This is a genomic window from Lysinibacillus sp. G1-3 (genome assembly GCF_056322905.1).
Genome location: NZ_JBWHYQ010000005.1, coordinates 188147 through 210322, shown reverse-complemented (window position 1 = coordinate 210322; position 22176 = coordinate 188147). Strand labels below are relative to the sequence as shown.

The 22176-nt window shown below is 38.1% G+C and carries 21 protein-coding genes; 4 read left to right on the top strand and 17 right to left on the bottom strand.

What is annotated here, in order from left to right; all coding sequences use genetic code 11:
- The first annotated feature begins 122 nt into the window (after positions 1-122).
- Complete coding sequence (locus tag ACVYAD_RS07010) at positions 123-1706, top strand: SH3 domain-containing protein (protein WP_476425443.1); 1584 nt, start codon at positions 123-125, stop codon at positions 1704-1706.
- A 315-nt stretch (positions 1707-2021) separates the two neighbouring features.
- Here ACVYAD_RS07010 and ACVYAD_RS07005 read toward each other — a convergent pair whose 3' ends face one another.
- From ACVYAD_RS07005 to ACVYAD_RS06985, 5 genes are all read right to left on the bottom strand, one after another.
- Positions 2022-2240 (bottom strand): DUF2642 domain-containing protein, encoded by a 219-nt coding sequence (locus tag ACVYAD_RS07005; protein WP_476425442.1) that lies wholly within the window; start codon positions 2238-2240, stop codon positions 2022-2024.
- A 70-nt stretch (positions 2241-2310) separates the two neighbouring features.
- Complete coding sequence (dtd, locus tag ACVYAD_RS07000; protein WP_079562820.1) at positions 2311-2751, bottom strand: D-aminoacyl-tRNA deacylase; 441 nt, start codon at positions 2749-2751, stop codon at positions 2311-2313.
- Between the two features lie 100 nt (positions 2752-2851).
- Positions 2852-5047, bottom strand: a complete 2196-nt coding sequence (locus ACVYAD_RS06995) for a RelA/SpoT family protein (RefSeq protein WP_349660025.1) — start codon at positions 5045-5047, stop codon at positions 2852-2854.
- 208 nt (positions 5048-5255) lie between these two features.
- Complete coding sequence (locus ACVYAD_RS06990; protein WP_349660024.1) at positions 5256-6173, bottom strand: pseudouridine-5'-phosphate glycosidase; 918 nt, start codon at positions 6171-6173, stop codon at positions 5256-5258.
- Between the two features lie 4 nt (positions 6174-6177).
- Complete coding sequence (locus tag ACVYAD_RS06985; RefSeq protein WP_349660023.1) at positions 6178-7269, bottom strand: carbohydrate kinase; 1092 nt, start codon at positions 7267-7269, stop codon at positions 6178-6180.
- 243 nt (positions 7270-7512) lie between these two features.
- Between ACVYAD_RS06985 and ACVYAD_RS06980 the strand changes: the two genes are divergently transcribed.
- A complete protein-coding gene (locus ACVYAD_RS06980) occupies positions 7513-7704 on the top strand; it encodes a DUF3885 domain-containing protein (RefSeq protein WP_476425438.1) in 192 nt (63 codons plus the stop codon).
- Positions 7705-7939: 235 nt separating this feature from the next.
- Here the strand turns inward: ACVYAD_RS06980 and ACVYAD_RS06975 are convergent, their stop codons facing one another.
- Both ACVYAD_RS06975 and ACVYAD_RS06970 read right to left on the bottom strand, forming a co-directional pair.
- Positions 7940-8353 carry a M23 family metallopeptidase gene (locus ACVYAD_RS06975; RefSeq protein ID WP_476425437.1) on the bottom strand — a complete coding sequence of 138 codons (414 nt, stop codon included), beginning with the start codon at positions 8351-8353 and terminating at the stop codon, positions 7940-7942.
- 237 nt (positions 8354-8590) lie between these two features.
- The gene (locus ACVYAD_RS06970) at positions 8591-9847 is read right to left on the bottom strand and encodes an MFS transporter (RefSeq protein ID WP_476425435.1); all 1257 of its coding nucleotides are present in this window, start codon (positions 9845-9847) and stop codon (positions 8591-8593) included.
- A gap of 249 nt (positions 9848-10096) precedes the next feature.
- On the opposite strand from ACVYAD_RS06970, the gene ACVYAD_RS06965 reads away from it, so the two are divergent.
- Positions 10097-10543, top strand: a complete 447-nt coding sequence (locus ACVYAD_RS06965; RefSeq protein ID WP_476425433.1) for a MarR family winged helix-turn-helix transcriptional regulator — start codon at positions 10097-10099, stop codon at positions 10541-10543.
- A gap of 144 nt (positions 10544-10687) precedes the next feature.
- Here ACVYAD_RS06965 and ACVYAD_RS06960 read toward each other — a convergent pair whose 3' ends face one another.
- Positions 10688-10894 (bottom strand): transcription initiation factor TFIIIB, encoded by a 207-nt coding sequence (locus ACVYAD_RS06960; RefSeq protein ID WP_476425432.1) that lies wholly within the window; start codon positions 10892-10894, stop codon positions 10688-10690.
- A gap of 335 nt (positions 10895-11229) precedes the next feature.
- Between ACVYAD_RS06960 and ACVYAD_RS06955 the strand changes: the two genes are divergently transcribed.
- Positions 11230-11676 (top strand): helix-turn-helix domain-containing protein, encoded by a 447-nt coding sequence (locus tag ACVYAD_RS06955; protein WP_349660019.1) that lies wholly within the window; start codon positions 11230-11232, stop codon positions 11674-11676.
- A gap of 159 nt (positions 11677-11835) precedes the next feature.
- On the opposite strand, the gene ACVYAD_RS06950 is transcribed toward ACVYAD_RS06955, so the two are convergent.
- From ACVYAD_RS06950 to ACVYAD_RS06910, 9 genes are all read right to left on the bottom strand, one after another.
- Positions 11836-12762 (bottom strand): serine hydrolase domain-containing protein, encoded by a 927-nt coding sequence (locus ACVYAD_RS06950; RefSeq protein WP_476425431.1) that lies wholly within the window; start codon positions 12760-12762, stop codon positions 11836-11838.
- A gap of 256 nt (positions 12763-13018) precedes the next feature.
- Complete coding sequence (locus tag ACVYAD_RS06945) at positions 13019-13531, bottom strand: adenine phosphoribosyltransferase (RefSeq protein ID WP_079563600.1); 513 nt, start codon at positions 13529-13531, stop codon at positions 13019-13021.
- A 33-nt stretch (positions 13532-13564) separates the two neighbouring features.
- On the bottom strand, positions 13565-15883 hold the full coding sequence (recJ, locus tag ACVYAD_RS06940) for a single-stranded-DNA-specific exonuclease RecJ (RefSeq protein WP_476425429.1): 2319 nt from the start codon (positions 15881-15883) through the stop codon (positions 13565-13567).
- A 147-nt stretch (positions 15884-16030) separates the two neighbouring features.
- On the bottom strand, positions 16031-16822 hold the full coding sequence (gene trpA / locus ACVYAD_RS06935) for a tryptophan synthase subunit alpha (RefSeq protein WP_476425427.1): 792 nt from the start codon (positions 16820-16822) through the stop codon (positions 16031-16033).
- Positions 16819-18030: a tryptophan synthase subunit beta gene (gene trpB / locus ACVYAD_RS06930; protein WP_476425426.1), complete on the bottom strand. Its 1212-nt coding sequence runs from the start codon at positions 18028-18030 to the stop codon at positions 16819-16821. The genes trpA and trpB overlap by 4 nt, the downstream gene beginning before the upstream one ends.
- Entirely contained in the window at positions 18030-18644 is a 615-nt protein-coding gene (locus tag ACVYAD_RS06925) for a phosphoribosylanthranilate isomerase (RefSeq protein WP_476425424.1), read from the bottom strand. Before ACVYAD_RS06925 ends, trpB begins: the two co-directional genes overlap by 1 nt.
- The gene (gene trpC, locus ACVYAD_RS06920; protein ID WP_476425422.1) at positions 18641-19432 is read right to left on the bottom strand and encodes an indole-3-glycerol phosphate synthase TrpC; all 792 of its coding nucleotides are present in this window, start codon (positions 19430-19432) and stop codon (positions 18641-18643) included. Before trpC ends, ACVYAD_RS06925 begins: the two co-directional genes overlap by 4 nt.
- Complete coding sequence (gene trpD / locus ACVYAD_RS06915; RefSeq protein WP_476425420.1) at positions 19429-20460, bottom strand: anthranilate phosphoribosyltransferase; 1032 nt, start codon at positions 20458-20460, stop codon at positions 19429-19431. The genes trpC and trpD overlap by 4 nt, the downstream gene beginning before the upstream one ends.
- Positions 20460-21824: a chorismate-binding protein gene (locus ACVYAD_RS06910; RefSeq protein WP_476425418.1), complete on the bottom strand. Its 1365-nt coding sequence runs from the start codon at positions 21822-21824 to the stop codon at positions 20460-20462. The genes trpD and ACVYAD_RS06910 overlap by 1 nt, the downstream gene beginning before the upstream one ends.
- Positions 21825-22176: the final 352 nt, after the last annotated feature.

The following is a 22176-nucleotide window of genomic DNA, read 5'->3' as shown; positions in this document are numbered from 1 at the left end:
CAATGTCAACTGTTTTTGTTTTTTTTACATTACATTCGTTAAAATAACAAATTCCGTTACCTTTTTCCCACGAATTCTATTACAAAAGCATGGTAAAATAGAACAAGAATAGGAGGAATCTGATGAGGACAAAACTTTTACATATTCTAATCATCTTCGTACTAGTGCTAACGTTTGCATTTCCAAGTCACTCTGTTCAAAGAGCACTAGCCGACTCCAGTGATTTAAAAGTAACTGGAACGATTCTTCATTTACGTGAGGGACCTGGACTGTCTTATCCAATTATTACGACATTAGATGAGGGTGACCCATTAACCTCTATTAGTCGTGAGGGCGATTGGATACAAGTAAAAGCAGGCAAGTACGAAGGTTGGGTAGCATCCTGGCTAACCGCTTCGATAGACGATAAGCAAGTGGCTAATCAAACGTTGATTTCACAAGTCGATCGTCTAAATATCCGTACTGAGCCTGACATATCTTCAGCAGTTCTTGGACAATTATCAACAGGCGACCAAGCTAACCTTATTGAAAAAAATGGCGAATGGGCGAAAATAGATTGGAACGGGCTAGTTGGTTGGGTATCAACTGATTATGTGACAATCAATGATCTACCTGAAAAAAAGGTAAAAGCTGAAGCTGACGAACCTAAAGTTGAAGTATCCACAAAAAAAGTCAACAAAGATACAACATTTACAGTTTTAGTGGATGCTCTTAATGTGCGCCAAAAGCCAGACTTAAATGCTAGCAAAATAGGAACTGTTTCAAATGGCCAAGCCTTTAAGGTGCTAGCTCAAGAACATAACTGGGTACAAATTCAATATAACAATAAAAAAACAGGCTGGGTTTATAGCTTTTATGGTACTTTTTCAAATATAAAAAGTAAGGCATCAAAATCTTCGTCTGCTTCCTCAGAGCTTGAATCTGTCACAATCATTTATAATGGGACAAACTTACGGACAGATGCATCAACAGTTGCTGATGTTGTTGAACGCGTAGATGCTGGTGAAACCTACCCTATTATTGGCGCTAAAAATGATTTTTATGAAATACAAATAGATGACAAAACTGCTTTTGTAGCGAATTGGGTCGTTACGACTTCTTCGTCGAGCAAAGCTGCTACTCCTACAAAAAAGGAAAAATCGAAACCACGCAAGAAAGGTACTTTAAATGGGTTAACGATTATTGTAGATGCTGGACATGGTGGGAATGATCACGGTACTACGGGACAACGTGGAACCGACGAAAAAGAAATTACGTTGAAAACTGCATCTCTTCTTGCTTCAAAGTTAAGTGCTGCTGGAGCAAATGTTGTCATGACAAGAGAATCAGATGAATATGTCGACCTCCGCAAACGCGTATCAATTGCACACCAATATGAGGCTGATGCTTTTATCAGTATACATTATGACGCAACTGACGATAGCTCCATTAATGGTTTCACCTCATATTATATGAATAGTAATCAACAAGGCCTTGCAGAAGCAATAAATAATGGACTCTCAAATAAAATCGATTTAAAAAATCGTGGTACCCAACAAGGAAATTATTTAGTTCTACGAGAAAATCGTCAAAAAGCTGTCCTTATTGAGCTGGGCTACTTAAGTAATGGTAGTGAGGAACGTGTTATTACAACCGCTAAATACCGGGAACAAGCTACTCTCGGCATCTACCAAGGCGTTTTAGATTACTTTAACGAAAATCAATAAAGTGAAACTTGAATTATTGAGACTGCATAACGTATCGCTTTCGGTACGACTAAATTACTGTCCGTTTGGCAATATAAATAAGCTGCTAAGGAACCTAGAGTTATCATTCCTTTGCAGCTTATTTTTGATTTTCAAACAAATATGACGTTTTCTTTTTAGAAATGTAAATACGCTGATGGAACTGAAGTCGACTAAAAATACGGTGTTTTGGCACTGTATTGTAAATGAATACCGACATTCATTAACTATTAATTACACACTAAAATAAAAAGGGACTCCAACTCATATTTTCTGAGTATAGAGACCTTACTGCGCTTATTTTTTCCTCTTTGCCAACGTAACCCACACAATTTCCTTCATACGAATGAACAACGGAGTACGACTAATCTCTACAACGATATTGTCAGGCAATACAGAGATTAATTTTCCTTGATGGATATTTTTCTCTGTTTGCACTACTATTGCCTGACCAATCATCATATTTAGCGTTTCGAATAAATATGGATTTGATATGCGTTCTCCCTGAGTCACCATTAACACACTTCCCTCCTACAAAACTAACCATACTATTAAATGTATGAAGGAATTATAAGAAATGTACCATTTATTTAGACTCAAGAAGTATCGTAATTGGGCCATCATTTGTAAGTGCAACGTCCATCATTGCACCAAATATTCCCGTTTCCACATGTAAACCGTGTTCGCGTAAGGCATTATTAAAAGCCTCCCATAACGGTTCCGCAACTTCTGGTCTTGCTGCATTTGTAAAACTTGGACGATTCCCCTTTTTTGCATCCCCATACAATGTAAATTGTGAGACGGATAAAATAGCCCCTCCATGCTCTAAAATAGAATGATTCATTTTTCCATCAATATCTTCCCATAGGCGGAGATTAGCTACTTTTTTTGCTAAATATTCAACATTTTCTTGCGTGTCCTCGTGTGTAATGCCCACTAGAAGAACATAACCGCTATCAATAGCTCCCGTTACTTTTCCGTCAACCGTAACAGAGGCTGCTTTACTACGTTGTAAAACTACTTTCATTTTTTAAAACCTCAATTCCTCATTATATGCACCAGAAGTATAATTTTCGGTACATAACAAAGTTGCTACTGCCCAACTATTCATTTAATAAAGAAATCAATTAGTTAATAACCCGTTGTACTGAATATATATCAGGTGTTTGCTTAATACGTTCCACTACTTTATGCAAATGCGAAATATTTGAAATCGAAATCGTTAAATGAATCGTTGCCATTTTATCGCGATCTGCACGACCACTTACTGCTAAAATATTCGTTTTCGTTTCGCTAACAATTTGCATGATTTCATTTAAAATGCCTGGTCGATCGAAAGCTGAAACTTCAATATCAACAGGGTATTCTTTTCTCTCTGGAGTAAGTCCGTGTTCCCACTCTACTTCTATTAAACGCTCCTGCTCATCTTCTACTTGGATATTTGGGCAGTCTGCACGGTGTACTGAAACACCTCTTCCTTTTGTAATGAAGCCTACAATTTCATCTCCAGGAACTGGCGTACAACAACGAGAAAGTCGAATAAGCATATTGTCAATATCTTTTACGATAACGCCCGATTCCGTCCGTTTTTGAGGAATAGGGTTTTTCATTTTTTGTTCAATTTTCTCAAGAGCTTCTTCTTGTTCACGCTCTTTGCGGCGCTTTTCAGCTAGACGATTAGCAACTTGCTGAGCTGTAATTCCATTCATGCCAACAGCAGCATATAAATCTTCTTCATTTGTATAGTTAAATTTTTCGCATACACGCTTCAAATTTTCCGCTGACATTGTTTCTTTCACGTCAAAATCTTGTGCACGGATTTCCTTTTCTATCATCTCTTTGCCCTTGATGATATTTTCTTCACGAAGATGACGTTTGAAAAACTGCTTTATTTTATTTTTGGCCTGTGATGATTGGGCTATTTTCAGCCAATCACGGCTCGGACCAAATGATTGCTTTGAAGTTAAAATTTCAATAATATCTCCCGTTTTTAACGGTGTGTCAAGTGGCACCATTTTACCATTAATTTTCGCGCCAATTGTACGATTTCCGACTTCTGAATGCACACGATATGCGAAGTCGATAGGTACAGAGCCTGCCGGTAATTCAATGACATCTCCTTCAGGTGTGAAGACATAGACCATATCAGAGAATAAATCAAATTTTAAAGATTCCATAAATTCTTCAGCATTCGATGATTCGTTTTGGAATTCTAAAATTTCTCGGAACCATGTTAATTTTTGGTCGACATTTTGTTTTTCATTATCAACTTTTTTACCTTCTTTATATGCCCAATGCGCCGCAATACCGTACTCTGCAATTTTATGCATTTCCTTCGTACGAATTTGTACTTCTAATGGATCACCATAAGGTCCAATTACTGTCGTATGCAGTGATTGGTATAGGTTTTGCTTTGGCATCGCAATATAATCTTTAAAACGGCCAGGCATCGGCTTCCATAATGTATGCACAATCCCAAGTACGGCATAGCAATCTTTAATACTATCGACAAGTACACGAATGGCTAATAAATCATAAATCTCGTTGAATTGTTTCTTTTGTAACACCATTTTACGATAAATACTGTAAATATGTTTTGGGCGACCATAAATATCCGCTTCAATTTCAACCTCTGTAAGTTGTGACTTCATTTCAGTCATGACATTGTCTAAATATGCTTCACGCTCATCACGTTTTTTCTTCATAAGACTGACAATGCGATAATATTGTTGGGGGTTTAAATAACGAAGTGCTGTATCCTCAAGCTCCCATTTAACAGTCGAAATCCCAAGACGATGCGCAAGTGGTGCAAAAATTTCAAGTGTTTCTTTAGAAATACGGCGTTGTTTTTCTGCAGGTAAATGCTTTAATGTGCGCATATTATGTAGACGGTCTGCCAGTTTAATTAAAATGACACGAATATCCTGCGCCATCGCTACAAACATTTTTCGATGATTTTCTGCTTGTTGCGCTTCTTTAGATAAATATTTAATTTTCCCAAGCTTTGTTACACCGTCTACAAGTATTGCAACCTCTTCGCCGAATTCGCGAACTAAGTCGTCGCGCGTAAAATCCGTATCCTCGACAACATCATGTAAAAAACCAGCCGCAACTGTTTCTGGATCCATTTGTAATTCAGCTAAAATACCAGCTACTTGCACTGGGTGAATAATATACGGTTCACCTGAGCTTCGGAATTGCTCAATATGGGCATCCCTTGCTAATTCATATGCTTTTTTCACGAATGCGACATTTTCTACATTCATGTAGGATTTGACTAACTCAAAAACGTCCTCGGGAGTCAAAATTTGCTCTTTCGCCATAACATGTCCACCTTGCTCGTCAAATTTTTCAGATTAGATATAAACTTAATTGTATAAAATTTAATGGGCTATTGTAAAGTAACTGTGTCATTTTGTTTAGTTATTCTCGTGAACAATGTGAAAATTGGAAAAATATACCCTAAAATGAATAAAAAGACCCTTTGCGAATTTTATATTTCGCAAAGAGTCTCTTTTTCTGTACAAAAGTTTATGAGTTTAATTTATTATACGCTACAGCAATTTTCGATCCAACTACTGCATTATTTTTTACTAATGCAATGTTAGCATCAAGGCTTTTACCTTCTGTTAATTCTTTAACTTTTCCAAGTAAGAATGGTGTCACGTTTTTACCTTGAATTCCGTTTTCTTCCGCTTCTACTAGAGCTTTTTCAATGATTTCTGTAATGAATGAGTGCTCAAGCGCTTCAGACTCAGGAATTGGATTAGCAATGACTGCTCCACCTTTTAAGCCTAATTGCCATTTTGCACGTAGCATTTCTGCCACTTCTTCTGGCGTATCAATCTTGAAGTTTACATCAAATCCGCTTTGACGTGTGTAGAATGCTGGCAGTTCATCAGTACCGTATCCAACGACTGGCACACCTTTTGTTTCAAGGTATTCTAAAGTTAAACCAATATCTAAAATGGACTTAGCACCCGCACAAATTACAGCAACATTTGTTTGTGCTAACTCTTCTAAGTCTGCTGAAATATCCATTGTTGTTTCAGCACCACGGTGTACGCCACCGATACCGCCAGTTACAAAAATTTCGATATCAGCTAGCTCCGCACAAATCATTGTTGCAGCTACAGTTGTCGCTCCTAATTTTTTTGTTGCTAAAAGATAGCCTAAGTCACGACGAGATGCTTTTGCTACACCTTGTGAATTACCGAACATTTCAAGTTCTTCATCTGATAAACCGATTTTGATTTTCCCATCAATTAATGCAATAGTTGCAGGTACTGCACCATTATCACGAATTATTTGTTCTACTTCTCGTGCAGTTTTTACATTTTGTGGATATGGCATTCCGTGAGAAATAATTGTTGATTCTAATGCTACGATTGGTAAACCTTTCGCTTGTCCTTCTTTTACTTCTTCTGATAATACGATGAATTCTTTCATGTTGTTATTCCTCCATTTCACTGTTTAACAAATCAACTGATAGCTCAGGTCTTACGGTATATGGCGATGCGAGTGTATTTTTGGCATTTGTTAAGCCTGCATCAATACATGTTGCAAAGGATTTGCCAGTAAGCCAGCTATGGATTACTGCACTGACAAAGGCATCTCCTGCACCTGTCACATCTTCAATTTTTTCTATAGCTTTAGCTGCAAAATGACTTGGCTTCGTTGTAGTGGCAGCTGCATACACACCCTTACTACCAGCTGTAATAATGACATGCTCAGCACCTAATGTAAGAAGTTGCTGTAAAGCCTTTTCGTAGTGTGCAGAGTTTTCGATTTTATGACCTACAATCGTCTCTGCTTCATCTGTGTTGCAAATAAACCATGTTACACCTTGCAACGTATCCGGTAATCGATTCATTTTTGGCGAAGATACCGGTACGATGACAAATGGAATGTCACGAGCAATCGCAACCTGCTGTATGTAAGCCACTGTTTCCTTTGGACAGTTTAAGTCCATAATAAAGCAACCCGCATTCATTAGCATTGCCTCATGTTTTTTTAGCAAACTTGGCAATAAAAGATCATATACTTCCATGTTTGCTACCGCTAATGCTAGCTCGCCCTGCTCATCCATAACAGCAGTATAGGAACCCGTCGAAGCGTCAGGTAACTGCTCTACATAACGTAAATTCATAAATGGCTCTGACGCTTCTTGGATTACTTGCCAATCAGCATCTTTGCCAGCGGTAGTTAGCAATGTTACCTGATGATTTAATCTGCCTAAGTTTTCAGCAATGTTTCGTCCAACACCACCTACACTAAATGAAGAGCTAGCAGGATTGGACGTACCGAATTGGACATTCCCTTTGACATGAAACTTTCGGTCGAGATTGGCTCCACCGATACAAATAACTTCATTTTCCTCAGGCAAAATATATGCACGACCTACAATTTTCCCCTGCTTCGTTAAGCTCGACACTAAATTAGCAAGGACTGGCCGAGATAGTTTCATCTTATCTGCCATCTCTTGCTGAGCCATAAACGGATTCTGGCGAATTAAAGCAAGGACCGCCTGTTCTCTTTCATTCATAGCATCACCTTTTATTATATTTGTTTACATTATAAACTTTTGTTTGAATGTTGTCAAAAAAATTTTTCCATTTTAGATTTATACAAAAAAGTTAAAGCCTATTAAATTTCAACTAATGGTGAAGTTTAGTTGAATATGAGGTTTGTAACATTATTGGATTAGGGTGCAATAGAAAAGTTTGAAAACTTAAATATAAGGAGTGTTAATGATGGGATTTTTCAGAATTCCCATAATGGAGTAACTATGATGAAGAAAAAAATATTGAAGTATATAGATAGCAAATTCCCTAACCTAACTAGTGAATTACGTCTAAGGTTTGAACTAGGTGAGCCATATAAACATGGAACTGAAGATAGATTAAATCAAGTTGTTACAAGAGTTACTACATTATTTGAAGAAGTGTTCAAGCTCGGTGATTCTATTTATATAGATTAGGAAATTACTGATGACTTATGTTTGAAAACACTACTCCTGAATATCTGTATGATCTAATATGTAACCAAAATATAGATGAGGATTATGATGAGGAGGGTACCATTTAATTGTTTTACAACGCTATGCCCATTTTCCTGATGGTACCCCTTTATGCAGTTTTAATTTATTCCCATTCATCAGATTTTTGAAATCTAATTCTATCCTTATTTGTTGGAATCCCATTATTTACTTTTTCCTATATGCCATTTTTAAATATTTCATATTGTTCAAAAGCAAAAGGTAATCCGTTTGCAGTAGCTATATCACTACTATCCATAAGTTGAACATGCAAATGCGGGGCAAAGGAGTTACCTGAATGACCCACTCTACCAATAACTTCACCTTTTTTTATACGCTGACCAACTGAAACTTGAATTGATCCTGTTTGAAGATGAACTAAACCAGCGTATACATTGTTAGTACATTCTATAATGATGTAGTTGTCAGCAACTGATTGAATGTCATCTTTCTTCGGGTCGAAATAATGAGCATTTTTATAAGCTTTTAGACATATCTGAAAGCAATTTCCGTTCTTTATAGCCATCCTCCGCTTGGACAATGACGCCGTCGCAAGGAGCATATACTTCTTGCCCCCAACAATAATAGTCATCTAAGTGAACCCCGAAAAGTAGATATTGCGCCAGACTGACGCGATAGGCGGGCCAGCCCTTTCTTTCCCAATCCACTTGTAAAAAGTCATAAGCATATCTTGATCCTAATTTGTTTGTGCCGTGACTTGGAAAATCTCATATCCCTCCTCTGTCGATTATATTACTGTTTTATAATACATATACTTGTCTACTAAGTAATTGGATTCAACTTTTTAAATTGATTATTGATTTGATTATTAAGTATGTGCTTGATGAGGAGTTTGTTTTTTCACGATGATAACAAATAAACTTGCCAATGCACAGAACATCCCAGCAAGGAAAAAGGCCCAAGTATATGAATTGAAAAACTTATAGATTAGGCCTCCACCAAAAGCGGCAACTGCAGCTCCCGCTTGATGTGAAGCGAAAATCCACCCATAAATAATGCCACTTTTATTTGTACCAAAAATTTGTCTAGAAATACTGATCGTTGGAGGTACTGTGGCAATCCAATCTAATCCATAAAATATTGTAAAGATTGTCAGTAAAGTGAACGACCCTGTCATTAATGCATATGGGAGTAATAGCAGAGACACTCCTCTTAAAAGGTAATACCAAAACAATAACCATCGATTATCAAAACGGTCAGACAACCACCCTGATAAAGTAGTACCTACAAGATTGAACACTCCCATAAAAGAAAGAAAAGTTGCAGCGGTTACTAAAGGAACACCAAAACTTATACAATAAGAAACGAAATGAGTACCAACTAGCCCACTAGTTGAAAGTCCACAAATAAAAAAACTTCCCGCTAATAACCAAAATTCTTTCCTCTTTATAGCCTCAAATAAACCATTAAAAGCAATACTAACCGGATTTTTCTTATGATTCTCTTGTTGGATTTCAAGATTTTCTTCCATTCCATAAGGAAGAATTCCAATATCCTGTGGTGTATTTTTAATAAATATAGAAATAGTGATGAACATAACAAAACTTAGAATGAGAATTAGTCCAATCGCCCATCGCCAAGAATAATGTTCAATAATCATCGCCAATATAGGGAGAAGAATTAACTGCCCTGTTGCAGTACTCGCCGTTAAAATTCCTACTGCCAACCCTCTACTTTTCACAAACCAATTATTAGCTACATAAGGACTTAACACAGTTAAAAAAAGACTTGCTCCTAAGCCAATAATACCGCCCCATATAATGATTAACTGCCATGATTGTGTCATGAAAAGTGTAAGCAACATGCCTATGAATAATGTAGCCATCGCACCTAGCATCATTTTCTTTAAACCGGTTATTTCTAGTAATGCCGCCATAAACGGGCCTGAAAATCCATATAAAAATAGACTCACTGCAAATGCTAAAGCAATTAAAGATCGATCCCAATTAAATTCTTTTTCAAAGGAGTCTATGAACACCCCTGATGATGACATAGTAATTCCTGCAACAATAATCGAGAAAAAGGTTATAATTAAAATAAACCAGCTATAATGAATACGCTTCATCTTAACACCTTCATTTCTTGAAAAATTTTAGATATGCTTTTTAATGAGAAAGATATAATTATATTTACGGCCATTATGTATGTATATGCATATATTTCTTGCGAGAATACCTTTTCAAAATGCATGTATATACATATATTTAATTTTAGGTTCGGCTTTAATTACCGTCAAGAAATATTTTCTAGTTTAACAAAATATATCAATAAGACTACTATAATATTGAACTCACTCAAAAAGGAGTACGGAGCAATGAAGAATATAGATTACACACAAATATGTGTATGTGCAAACCTTCGTAAAAAAACAAGAGTCGTGACACAATTGTATGATAAATTATTACAGCCCACTGGCTTAAAAATTACACAATATTCAATGCTAGCAAATATCGATCATCAACAATCAATCTCCATTAGTCGACTTGGTGAAATTTTGCTGCTCGATCAAACAACTATTACACGTAATATTAACTTGTTAAAGCAAAATGGCTATGTAGATATAACGAAAGATCCGCAAGATGCTCGAACGAAGGTCATTACACTAACTGAAAAAGGGGGTGAAAAATTAAACGAGGCAGCTCCCATCTGGGAAGAAATTCAAGAAAAAATTATTAATGATATTGGCTTAGAGAAGTACGAGGATTTTTACGAAACATTGAAATCTATCCAAAAAATAATTCAATCTTATGATGAAGAATAAAGAAAACCTAAATGTTTTTTTAATTACATTCGGCATAAAGAGGGGGTGATTTTCGTTCCGGCTGGGCTCTTATAAGGTAAGAATTCACCCCTAGCGTAATTCCCCCTATATTATTCAACGAAGCACCCGTTACTTGAAGAACATCTAAAGTGTCCCCTTAAATTTCTCTGGTTTTTCTACATAACTTTCAATTATTAGTCCACATTCAGTACAAATAATATATTCAACATCATACCCAAAGCTTAACTTATTAGATGGATACATAACTGAATAACTACTATGTTGATGACCTTTTCCCAATTCTTTTCCACCACATTTAGGGCATTCTGTTACTTTCATAGTATGTTTCATTTGTAAACCTCCACTTTGGTTTTATATAAATATTATTACGATGTTTCTTATGTAATTATGAATGAACAATAATTTGCTTTCATCTTGAGTGAAATAACAAAAGAACTTTTATAATTAATAAAACCCCATAAAATATACTGACTAAACTGCCACTTTAGCAGTTTAAGGAAAGCCCGTTAAATCCCTATTTTTTTAATAATTAATAGGTAAATGAAGGACTCTAAACAATAATAAACGCTATTTCCAAGGGGAAACTAATAGTTTACACCCTTGCAACGATGCGGTTCTTTAGTTTTTTAGTGCAAATAAATATACTGTGGATAGGAGTTGATCATATGTATTTTTCTTCAAAAATAAAAGAAGAACGTCTAAAGCATAATATGTCACAACAACAGCTTGGAGAAAAACTTAATATTAGTAGACAATCTATTTCCAAATGGGAACGTGGAGAAAGTTATCCTAGTATTGAATTGTTAATTAAGTTAAGTGACATATTTGATATTACTCTTGATGAATTAGTAAAGGAGGATAATTCTTTGAAAGAGAAACTCATAAAAGATAGCCAAAAATTAGTCTATCCACGGTGGAAATTGTTTTTTGATATTCTTCTAATAATTGGATTTTTAATCATACTGGCTAAGATATTCATTATAATAGGTAATAAGTTATTTGATTTAAACATCGTGTTCTTACAGGATTCTCTGTTATTTCAAATTGGACCGTTTTTTATGACTATCATTGGAGCAATTGGCAGCGAATCTCTAGCCAAAAAATACAAATAATCATTTTGGATTTAGAATTATACACTAATATAGGCAAGTCCCTTCAAACTTATCTGAAGGGACTTTTTTCAGTATATATCTTCTTCAACTAATCTCCACCGTCAGTTAAAGAAGAAATTAGTATGATATCAGAAGAGGAGGAACCAAAATTTAGCATGCTCATATGTCTCCCTCATCCTGCCAACTACCTAATAACTCTTCGAAAAAAAATCTCGGTGCAGATTGCTTTTCATTTTGTATATGGCTTTTTGTCACAGCCATAATATTTAACGTAGGAACAATAAATATATATTGTCCAAATAAACCGTTAGCATAGTAATAATCAATCGGGGTGTTAGTGTTAGTATCTTCATAAGTCCATAGCTGATAACCATATCCATATGTTCCGTCTTTTGTAGTATTAACTTGTTTATATGGTCTTTTTACCTGAAGGAGCCAGTTGGATGAAATCACCTGATTTGAATTAAATCGCCCTTCGTTTAAAAATAATAATCCAACCTTCACCATATCCTCTAGATTTAACGAAATGCTGAAACCACCCCCGTGAATTCCTTGTGGGTCCTTTTGCCAAGTGTATTTATTTATCCCTAATGGACGGAATAGATATTTTTCAGCAAATGAAGCGGTAGGAACTCCAGAAATTTTTTGTATTATCGCACTTAGTAAATGAGAGTCTCCTGAATTATACTGAAAAGTTGAACCTGGTTTATGTATAATTGGTTGTCCTAGTATGAATTTAACCCAATTTTTCGATCCTTGGAAATTCCCTACTTTTAAACCCGAAGTCATGGTCAGTAAATGAAATATTGTAATTTCTTTCTTTTGCGGATCATTAGACTCTAATATTTCTGGAAAATAGTTTTGTATAGGTTCGTGAATATTTTTTATTAAACCTTTATCTACCATAATTCCAATTAATATAGAAACGATGCTTTTGGTAATGGAATAAACCTTTGACGGCTTTTCTATAACCTTTTTATTCTTCAAGTATTCGAATATCCGTGTATTCCCGTTATAAATGACAAATGCTTCAATTCTAATACTTTTAAGTTTCTTTTCTAACTCAAAAAAAGATATTTCACTCATATCTCTACCCCCTTCCCAAAACTACACTAAATATTCTCCTTTTATAACTTATTTCCTTCTTTATTACGCTAATTAGTAGAATAGCAACAACCTTTTCGAAAACAGCCCTATAAATAAAAAAACGCCACAAAAATGTGACGCTTTTCATCGCTTTTTTTGCAAAATGAGTTGTTGATTTCTGTTCTGGACAAGAGATTTCCTGGGCATCCAGTGTCTCCATTACAACCAATTCATTTAGCTAGTATCCAATTATTTATTAATATTGAATAAGTGTTTTAATGTCTAGGTCACCAAGTTTTGCACGACCGTTTAGCTCTGTTAATTCGATAAGGAATGCACAACCAACAACTTGACCACCTAATTGTTCTACTAAACGCACTGTTGCTTCAACAGTACCACCAGTCGCAAGTAAGTCATCACAGATTAATACTTTTTGACCTGGTTTAATCGCATCATTGTGCATCGTTAACGTATCTTTACCGTACTCAAGACCGTAGTCAGCACTGATCACTTCACGTGGTAATTTTCCTGGCTTACGAACAGGGGCAAATCCAATTTCAAGCGCATAAGCAACTGGGCATCCGATAATGAAACCACGAGCCTCAGGACCTACCACAATTTCAGCACCTAATTCTTTTGCGTAACTTACGATTTGATCTGTTGCATATTTGTATGCAGTACCGTTATCCATAATTGTCGTAATATCTTTGAAGCTGATACCTTCTTTCGGCCAGTTCTCAACCGTTGTTACGTATTGCTTTAAATCCATGTTATTGTTCCTCCTACGAAACTTTTTCGCATATTAATGTAATCGTTCATCAAACCATTGTTTTAATTCTATATAAGGGGCATATACTAGCTTTTGCTCCATTTCAATCTGTTCTGAACGCTGTTTGTAAGACGGTGCCTCTGTTAATGCCTGTTTTGGTGCATTCACGTTGACAGTCGTCAGTCCACTCTCCATTTTAACAAAATCAAGCTCAAAAAACACCTGTGTCATAAATTTTAATGCATCTAATGGCCAACCTGTATGCTTCGCTAGTTCAGACAAATGCATATTCAGTGGAAAAGCAGGTCGATTTTTTAAAAACTTATAATACCAGGAGAATTGCTCACGCGTAGGCAATCCACTGAAATACTGAGAATCAGGCATGTAAAAATGTGCATAAATACGGGAAGGTACTGTTTTTCGTAAGACATCTTCTAATATTTGAACATTTTCCGGCAAATCTAGTAGTACGATATAATTGGTTTGTTCTACATTTGAAAGCGTAGGATCCACTGCTAGGATTGGCACACCAATTAACGACTGGTAATAGGTCACCGTCTCTGGACGGAAGGCGATGAACGTAGCCTCCTCTTTTGGGACCGTATTTAACCAGCGTGATGTTTGTCGAATACCACGAATATCAAATAATTGCCATTCAGTCGTTTGAACATCCTCTATCATAAATTGTGCTTTTTTACGCCCTTGCCACTCATTTATTTGTAAATCTCCAGTAAATGAAACTTTTATTCCATATGTTAACTCGTCGTGTAAATGTCCTTTATTGAAACCGACGCTATCCAATTTTTCATAGCCATCCGTCAATTCCATTTTTATATGATTTTCTGCTGCTCCAATTTTCCGCATGGAGGATATTTCCACATCCTCGAGCACATAAACAGGCTTCGGAAAATCCGTACCATATGGACCGAGCGTTGAAATTTCTTCAATAGCATCTGCAGAAATCTCATCCATTTTTAGTGGTATATCTATATTGAGAACAGGTGTTAATTGCTCTTCTGATAAACATGCTCTTGCTTGAGTATCTAAGCGTGCTCTTAATTCATCAACATGCTCAATAGGTAACGTCATCCCGGCTGCCATAGGATGCCCACCAAAATGAGGTAATATATCTCGATTTTTCGCTAGTTCATTAAATAAATGGAATCCTTCAATACTACGAGCTGAACCTTTAGCTGTTCCTTTTTCGTAGTCTAGTGACAATACAATGGTTGGACGATAATATAGCTCTACAAGACGAGACGCGACAATCCCTACTACCCCAGCATTCCAGCCTTCTCCAGCAATCACTAAAACGAGTGAATCCCCGATTTTTTTATCTGATTCGATGAGAGCAATGGCCTCATCTGTAATACTCTTTACAATATCTTTGCGCTCACTATTACATGTATTAAGCTGTTTCGCCAATGCTGTTGCTTTAGCATTATCCTCAGCCATTAATAGCTGTACACCTGGTGCCGCTTCTCCAAGTCGACCAACTGCATTTAAACGCGGTCCAAAGTAAAAGCCGATTGTTTCTTCACTGATTTTAGCTTGCTCTGCACTTGCAACTTCACACATCGCTTGTACCCAAGGGCTGAGTGAACGACGCATTTCTTCTATTCCTCGCTTAACTAGGTAACGGTTTTCATCAACTAATGGTACTAAATCCGCTACTGTTCCAACAGCTACATATTCGAATAAATGCGTTGGCAGTTCCCCATATAGAGCATGAGCTAACTTAAACGCTACACCCACACCTGCTAGCTCACCAAATGGATAATGTCCTTCTGGTATACGAGGATGTAAAATAATATCTGCTGGTGGCAATTCATCGCCTGGTTCATGGTGATCTGTAACGATAACATCCATACCTAGTTCCTTCGCGATACGAATCGGTTCCATCCCTGAAATACCATTATCAACTGTAATAATTAATTGAACACCCTCTTCATGTGCTTCACGAAATAGTGCTTCGTGCGGTCCATAACCGTGAATAAAACGATTTGGTATTTTAAACGAAACATCGGCACCGAGATCAAGTAACACATTCAGCATGACTGTCGTACTAGTGACACCATCCGCGTCATAATCGCCAAATACTAAGATTTTCTCTCCGTTTTCAAGCGCTTGCTCTATTCGCGCTACAGCTTCTGCCATACCATGCATTAAAAACGGATCATGAATATTTGCTTCTGTCATATTTAATAAGCTCTCTGCGTCAGCAGTTGTTTCGCAGCCTCGTGCTGCTAAAATTTTTGCTGCAATCGCAGAAAGTTGTAGGTCATTTTGTAATGTTTGGACAAGCTTCGCGTCTGGACGCTCTACTTGCCATCTCTTTTTCGATAGAATCATCTTTTCACTTCCTCACGAAAGCTATTATACCGAAAATCTAGACTATCCGCACTATCTGCTAGAATGATAGTTTTACCTGTAAAGTTGTGGCAATCCGTCGTCGTTCTACTAATCTCTAACAATCTCAAAAGAAAAAAGCCTACTCCGTTAAAGAGTAGACTTCTGAAACGCATCTTTTGAAGCAGATACTAATGCCTCAACCTTCTCCAAATTACCTTCATACAATGCTGTCACGATCGCACTACCAACGATTACACCATCACTAAGTGCCCCCATGCTTACCACCTGCTCAGGAGTTGAAATTCCAAAGCCGGCTAGTACTGGTATTTGGCTTACTTCACGTAAGCGTGCAAAATGATCATGTAAATTATCTGCAAAACTTGCACGGGCCCCTGTTATTCCATTGACTGTCACAGCATAGACAAACCCTTGACTAGCTGCCGCAATACGTGCAATTCGCTCAGGAGGACTTGTTAATGATACAAGCTGAACGATGTCGATACCATGAGGATTTAATGTGTCACGTAAGATCGCACTTTCTTCAAGCGGTACATCAGGAACGATTAACCCTTTAACCCCCCCTGCTACACAAGCTTTAGCAAAAGCCTCTAACCCAAAAGCTAAAACAGGATTAAAATAAGTCATGACAACTAACGGAACTTGAATTTCTCCTCTAAATGAAGCTAATGCTGCAAGCACTTTACGTAATGTTACACCTTCGGCTAAAGCACGTTCACCTGCTTGCTCGATCGTCGGCCCATCCGCTACAGGATCCGTAAACGGTATACCCACTTCAATTCCCGTTACACCCATTTCCTGTAGCTTCAGGATCGTTGGCTTCAAAGTTTCCAGACCCCCATCCCCCGCCATAATATAAGGTACAAATGCTTTATGTCCACCGATTCTCGTTTGTTCAATTACCTGCTGTAGTGTTGTCATTCCACTTCTCCTCCTAATGCTTTTCGGACAGTATGGACATCTTTATCTCCTCGGCCAGATAGGCACACAACAATGATGTCATCTGTAGACATTGTTTTCGCGAGTTTTGCTGTATAAGCAATGGCATGGGAACTTTCTAGTGCAGGTAGTATACCTTCCGTTTTACTCAGTAATTGCAAGCCCTCAAGTGCTTCACTATCTGTAATCGAATCAAATTGAACACGCCCAATATCATGTAAATAACAATGTTCTGGACCTTTCCCTGGATAATCTAGACCAGCTGAAATAGAATGAGCTTCCTGCACAAAGCCATTTTCATCTTGTAATAAATACATGTATGCACCATGTAAAACGCCTAGCTGACCACCGGCAATTGCTGCTGCATGCTTACCTGTCTCAATACCACTGCCTGCTGCCTCTACCCCGTATAGCGCTACAGTCTCGTCGTCAACAAAAGGGTGGAACATACCAATTGCATTACTACCGCCACCTATACAAGCGACGACTGCATCGGGTAAACGTCCTTCCTTTTTTACAATCTGCTCTCTAGTTTCAACACCAATTACACGCTGGAAATCCCTTACTATTTTCGGGAATGGATGTGGCCCTAAAGCCGAGCCTAAAATATAATGAGTATCCTCAACATTTGTCACCCAGTAGCGCAGTGCTGCATTGACAGCATCCTTTAATGTTTTTGAACCTGTTTCTACAGATTCCACTTTTGTACCGAGTAACTCCATGCGAAACACATTCAACTGTTGGCGTTCGATATCCTCTGCGCCCATAAATACAACACATTCAAGATTCAATAATGCGCTTGCTGTGGCCGTTGCTACTCCATGCTGCCCTGCACCTGTTTCTGCGACTATTTTCTTTTTACCCATTCGTTTTGCAAGAAGCGCTTGACCAATGGCATTATTAATCTTATGTGCTCCCGTATGATTCAAATCTTCACGCTTTAAATAAACTTTCGCACCCCCTAGCTCTTTTGTTAAATTTTCTGCGTAATACAACGGCGTCTCACGGCCAACATATTGATGTAAATAATAAGCTAATTCCTCAGTAAACGCTTGATCATTCATCGCCTCGTCATAGGCCGCCTCTAATTCCAACAAAGCTGTCATTAATGTTTCCGGAACAAATTGTCCACCAAATTTCCCATAACGCCCTTCCTTTGTTGGTACACTATTTGCAATTGAGTTTGCCATTATACTCTCCCCTTCTTTACTGCCTGTATAAATGCGGTTATTTTAGCTATATCTTTTACACCGTCTGTCTCCACACCACTTGATACATCTACCATAAATGGCGACACAAGTGATACTGCTTCTCCTATATTTGCAGCTTGCAAACCACCTGCTAACATTAACTTTTCTCGCGGAATCCCTACTTTCTCTAAGAGGGTCCAATCAAACGTATGACCACTACCTCCTTTAAAATCGGTTCCTGGCGCATCAAATAGGTAATAGTCCACATCATAATTAGCAGCAACCTGAACATCTTCAGCACCTCTGACGGACAAAGCTTTAATTGCCGGATAGCCTTGCTGACGAATAAAATCAGGAGATTCCTCCCCATGGTATTGCACATAATCTAGTGGTACACTTTCCATCACAGTTCGTAATTCCTCCGCCCTCGGATTGACAAAAACACCGATTTTTAAAACGCCCTCTGGCACATGTTTGGCTAATTGTTGTGCCTGTTCAATCGTCACTCGTCGTTTACTTGGCGCAAAGACAAAACCAATAGCGTCAGCCCCTGCCTCTACTGCTGCCCGTACATGCTGTTGTTCCTTTAGTCCACAAATTTTCACCCTCGTCATACAGATGCCCCCACCTTATTGACCAGTAAACTTTTTAGTGCAAAACCAGGATCACCACTGCGCATTAATGACTCACCTACAAGAACGCCACTAGCTCCCATAGCCGCCACCGCTTTAGCGTCTTCTTGCGTCCATATCCCACTTTCACTTATTAAAACTTTCTCTTCATCAAGCGGAAAAGCTTCAGCAATTTCACGTGTTCGCTCTAAGCTCACTTCAAACGTACGTAAGTCTCGGTTATTGACGCCAATTAGTTTGGCACCAACTGCAATTGCCCGCTCAAGCTCTTCGAGATCATGCACCTCTACCAATACCTCTAAATTTAAACCTGTTGCATAGCTATACAGATCACGTAATGCTTGATCGGTTAACGCGGCCACAATTAATAAAATAATTGATGCACCCGATGCCTTCGCAAATCGAATTTGCACACGATCGATCATAAAATCCTTACAAAGAAGTGGCGTTTGGACAGCATTTGCAACTGCAGCTAAATCATCAAAGGAGCCTTTAAAAAACTGCTTATCTGTTAAAACGGAAATGGCTGCTGCCCCTGCGTCTGCATAAATTTTTGCTTGTGCTACTGGATCTGTCCCTTCTGCGATTAGCCCTTTTGAGGGGGAAGCACGCTTCATTTCAGAAATAACTTGTAATGTTTCAGTTTTTCTCAATCGCTCAAACAACGATGGACGCGGTTTTTCTGAAAAATTCGCTAATGGGTCGGGCTGTTCAAGTAACGCACCAACTTCCATCTTTTTTTGTTCGAGAATTTTATTTAAAATATTCATTGTTCGACCTCCACTCCTTTAATATGCTCACTATAAGTAACGACTGCCTCTAATTTTTGAAGGGCTCGCCCGCTAAAAATACTATCTTTCGCTATTTCTACACCTTCTTTAACGGTTTCAGCAATTCCATAGCTGAACAACCCAATACCAGCATTCAATAAAACAGTGTCAAAATAAGCACTTTGTTCACCGGCTAATAATGTACGCATAATTGCCGCGTTTTCATCTGCATTACCTCCACGAATAGCCTCTATTGGTGCATAGCTGAGACCCGCTTCCTCTGCAGTTAACGAAAATGGAATTAAGTCACCCTTATCTATTAAAACAAAGGTATTTTGACCAGCTAATGACGCCTCATCTAAACCTAGTGGCCCAGAAACGACCATTGCACGTTCTCGCCCGAGCATTTGTAATACGGATGCATATTCCATGACAAAATTAGGACGATTAATGCCTGTAAATTGCGTCGATAAAGGCACTGGATTTGTAAGAGGACCTACAAGATTAAAAATTGTTGGCTTGCCAAGTGCACGACGAACCTCGCCAATTCGCTTTAATTTCGAATGAACATTTGGAGCATATAAAAAGGCTATTCCTTCTTTCTCTAACAGATCGACAGTTTGTTCAATAGAAATATTCGTATGAATACCGAGTGCTTCCAAAACATCAGAGCTTCCTGATGCCGAAGATATTTTGCGATTGCCGTGCTTCGCCATTTTGACACCGGCCCCCGCTAGTACAAAGGCGCAAGTTGTACTAATATTGAATGTATTAAGTCCATCGCCACCAGTACCGCAATTATCCATATAGACCCCTTCGTTTGCTCGTACGTCTAATGCAAATGAACGCATAGTTGTGGCTAATGCAGCTACTTCATGTGCAGTTTCACCTTTGACAGATAATGCCGTTAAAAAGCTTGCGATTTGATCCTTTGGTGTGTCATCTTGAAACATCCATTTTGCTGCCTGTAGCATTTCCTCATACATTAAATGCTCTCGGCGTTGTACTTTTTCACGAATACCTTCCATTAGTGTGAACCTCCTTCTTTTTCAAGTAGCTGTAAAAATTCCTGTTCATCCCCTTCTACTTGATTCAAAACTTCTTCAACATTTGTATATTTGGTCACCATTACAGTCGATTGCATATGCATCGCTTCATTTTCTATGACAATAGATTTCCCTGTTAAGGCAAAATCAAGATGACCGTTAAAACCAATAAATCCAAGAGCACCTCTAAATATCCCTGTAGTTTGATCAAAATAATCCTTTACCTGACCCTTTGCAACACCTGTTGATGCAAAGGATGGTAATGTCGTAGCTAATACATCAAGTGCATGAAGCATTGGTAGTAGTTGTCCCTCGACTCTCGATGTCATGTGTAATGCATGCTTGGAACGCTCAATTCTCATCGCCTCAATGACTTGAATGGAATCTCGGAAGCATACAGACTGTAGCTCTTGTTGCACAGCAGAAACAAGTACAGCATGCGACTCCCTAATATTTGTGTTTTCATGTAGCTTGCGTTCCTGCTCTAAATCTTCACCTTTTGTGGAACCTCTAGGAAATACCCCCTCTGTTGGTGTGGCAATCACACGCTCACCTTTTACTCGAATTAGACTTTCAGGAGACGTCCCTAAGACAATATGGTCGTCAAATTCTACAAAATACATATAGGGAGCGGGATGTTTTTTACGCAATTGACGATATAAAGCGAAAGCATCTCCTTGTAAATTTGCTAAAATGCACTTTGATAACATAACCCTAGTAATATCTTCATCTAAAGTAGCTTTGATTGATGCAAGGGATGTTGCAAACTGTTCATTCTTAGTCGATTCGAAAGGTTCAAAGCTACAAGCCGTATCCTCATTCTCTCTACCTTTTAAAAGCTGCTCTGCCAACTCTTCTAAATTTGGTTCTTTTTTTTCCGCATCAATATTCGTATAAATTAAAGTAACTTCATCTGTTACATGATCAAACACAATAACTGTCTCATACACATGGAAATGCACATCTGGTAGCTCCGCTTTACCCTTTGCAGTCGAAAATCTTGTCGTTGTACCTTGGCCAACATAGCCAACAGCTCCTCCTGAAAATGGGAATTGTGTCGTATTGGATATACGTGGCATTAATCTTTTCAATAAAACAAACATGTCGCCCTTATGTGTATAGGTGTGTCCAGTCTTATATGAATATTCCTGAATCTCATCTCCAAATCCCTTATATGTTTTTCTTGGATTAGCACCGATAAAAGAAAAGCGTCCCGCTCCTTCATGCTGTGCTGAACTTTCCAGCAAAAATTTATGTTTTCCTTGAAGTCGTCTAAAAATTAAAATAGGTGTTAATGAATCAGCATTAATAGTTTTCATTTTTGTTCTTGAACTCGTTGATAGCATAATGACCAAGCTCCTTTTCTTAAAAATCCACTACCTCTAGACTTACAAATGTTTAGTTACTGAATCAATTCTTGTTGAAAAAAGATCATCATAGCGTAGGGTTGATTTCCATTCCGGCTGGGCGCTTTCCTGGGGGCGTTCGATGGGCCGCTTTTGGTGTTGCTGTCGCTTCGCTTTCGCACAGTTAAAACATTTGCTGCCGCTACGTTACCACTACGCTTTCGCACAGAAAACACCCGCTACACTGCAGGGTCTCGGGCCAGCACGATGCTGGTCACAAAGGTGTTATCATAGGACGTGATGGTTTTAGCCTTCGTTCCTCTAACGCTTATCCCCGAGGAGTCGCCCAGCC

Bases quoted from the DNA above. Each gene is read 5' to 3' on its own strand.
- ACVYAD_RS07010 (WP_476425443.1), top strand. From the start codon at position 123: ATGAGGACAAAACTTTTACATATTCTAATCATCTTCGTACTAGTGCTA.
- ACVYAD_RS06990 (WP_349660024.1), bottom strand. From the start codon at position 6,173: ATGAAAGAATTCATCGTATTATCAGAAGAAGTAAAAGAAGGACAAGCG.
- ACVYAD_RS06945 (WP_079563600.1), bottom strand. From the start codon at position 13,531: ATGGATTTAAAGCAATACGTAACAACGGTTGAGAACTGGCCGAAAGAA.
- dtd (WP_079562820.1), bottom strand. From the start codon at position 2,751: ATGAAAGTAGTTTTACAACGTAGTAAAGCAGCCTCTGTTACGGTTGAC.
- trpA (WP_476425427.1), bottom strand. From the start codon at position 16,822: ATGACAACACTACAGCAGGTAATTGAACAAACGAGAATCGGTGGACAT.
- recJ (WP_476425429.1), bottom strand. From the start codon at position 15,883: ATGATTCTATCGAAAAAGAGATGGCAAGTAGAGCGTCCAGACGCGAAG.
- ACVYAD_RS06960 (WP_476425432.1), bottom strand. From the start codon at position 10,894: ATGAAACATACTATGAAAGTAACAGAATGCCCTAAATGTGGTGGAAAA.
- ACVYAD_RS07005 (WP_476425442.1), bottom strand. From the start codon at position 2,240: ATGGTGACTCAGGGAGAACGCATATCAAATCCATATTTATTCGAAACG.
- ACVYAD_RS06975 (WP_476425437.1), bottom strand. From the start codon at position 8,353: ATGACTATTATTGTTGGGGGCAAGAAGTATATGCTCCTTGCGACGGCG.
- ACVYAD_RS06950 (WP_476425431.1), bottom strand. From the start codon at position 12,762: ATGAGTGAAATATCTTTTTTTGAGTTAGAAAAGAAACTTAAAAGTATT.
- ACVYAD_RS06965 (WP_476425433.1), top strand. From the start codon at position 10,097: ATGAAGAATATAGATTACACACAAATATGTGTATGTGCAAACCTTCGT.
- trpD (WP_476425420.1), bottom strand. From the start codon at position 20,460: ATGGAAGGTATTCGTGAAAAAGTACAACGCCGAGAGCATTTAATGTAT.
- ACVYAD_RS06995 (WP_349660025.1), bottom strand. From the start codon at position 5,047: ATGGCGAAAGAGCAAATTTTGACTCCCGAGGACGTTTTTGAGTTAGTC.
- trpC (WP_476425422.1), bottom strand. From the start codon at position 19,432: ATGAATATTTTAAATAAAATTCTCGAACAAAAAAAGATGGAAGTTGGT.
- trpB (WP_476425426.1), bottom strand. From the start codon at position 18,030: ATGGCAAACTCAATTGCAAATAGTGTACCAACAAAGGAAGGGCGTTAT.
- ACVYAD_RS06925 (WP_476425424.1), bottom strand. From the start codon at position 18,644: ATGACGAGGGTGAAAATTTGTGGACTAAAGGAACAACAGCATGTACGG.
- ACVYAD_RS06985 (WP_349660023.1), bottom strand. From the start codon at position 7,269: ATGAATGAAAGAGAACAGGCGGTCCTTGCTTTAATTCGCCAGAATCCG.
- ACVYAD_RS06910 (WP_476425418.1), bottom strand. From the start codon at position 21,824: ATGCTATCAACGAGTTCAAGAACAAAAATGAAAACTATTAATGCTGAT.
- ACVYAD_RS06970 (WP_476425435.1), bottom strand. From the start codon at position 9,847: ATGAAGCGTATTCATTATAGCTGGTTTATTTTAATTATAACCTTTTTC.
- ACVYAD_RS06955 (WP_349660019.1), top strand. From the start codon at position 11,230: ATGTATTTTTCTTCAAAAATAAAAGAAGAACGTCTAAAGCATAATATG.
- ACVYAD_RS06980 (WP_476425438.1), top strand. From the start codon at position 7,513: ATGATGAAGAAAAAAATATTGAAGTATATAGATAGCAAATTCCCTAAC.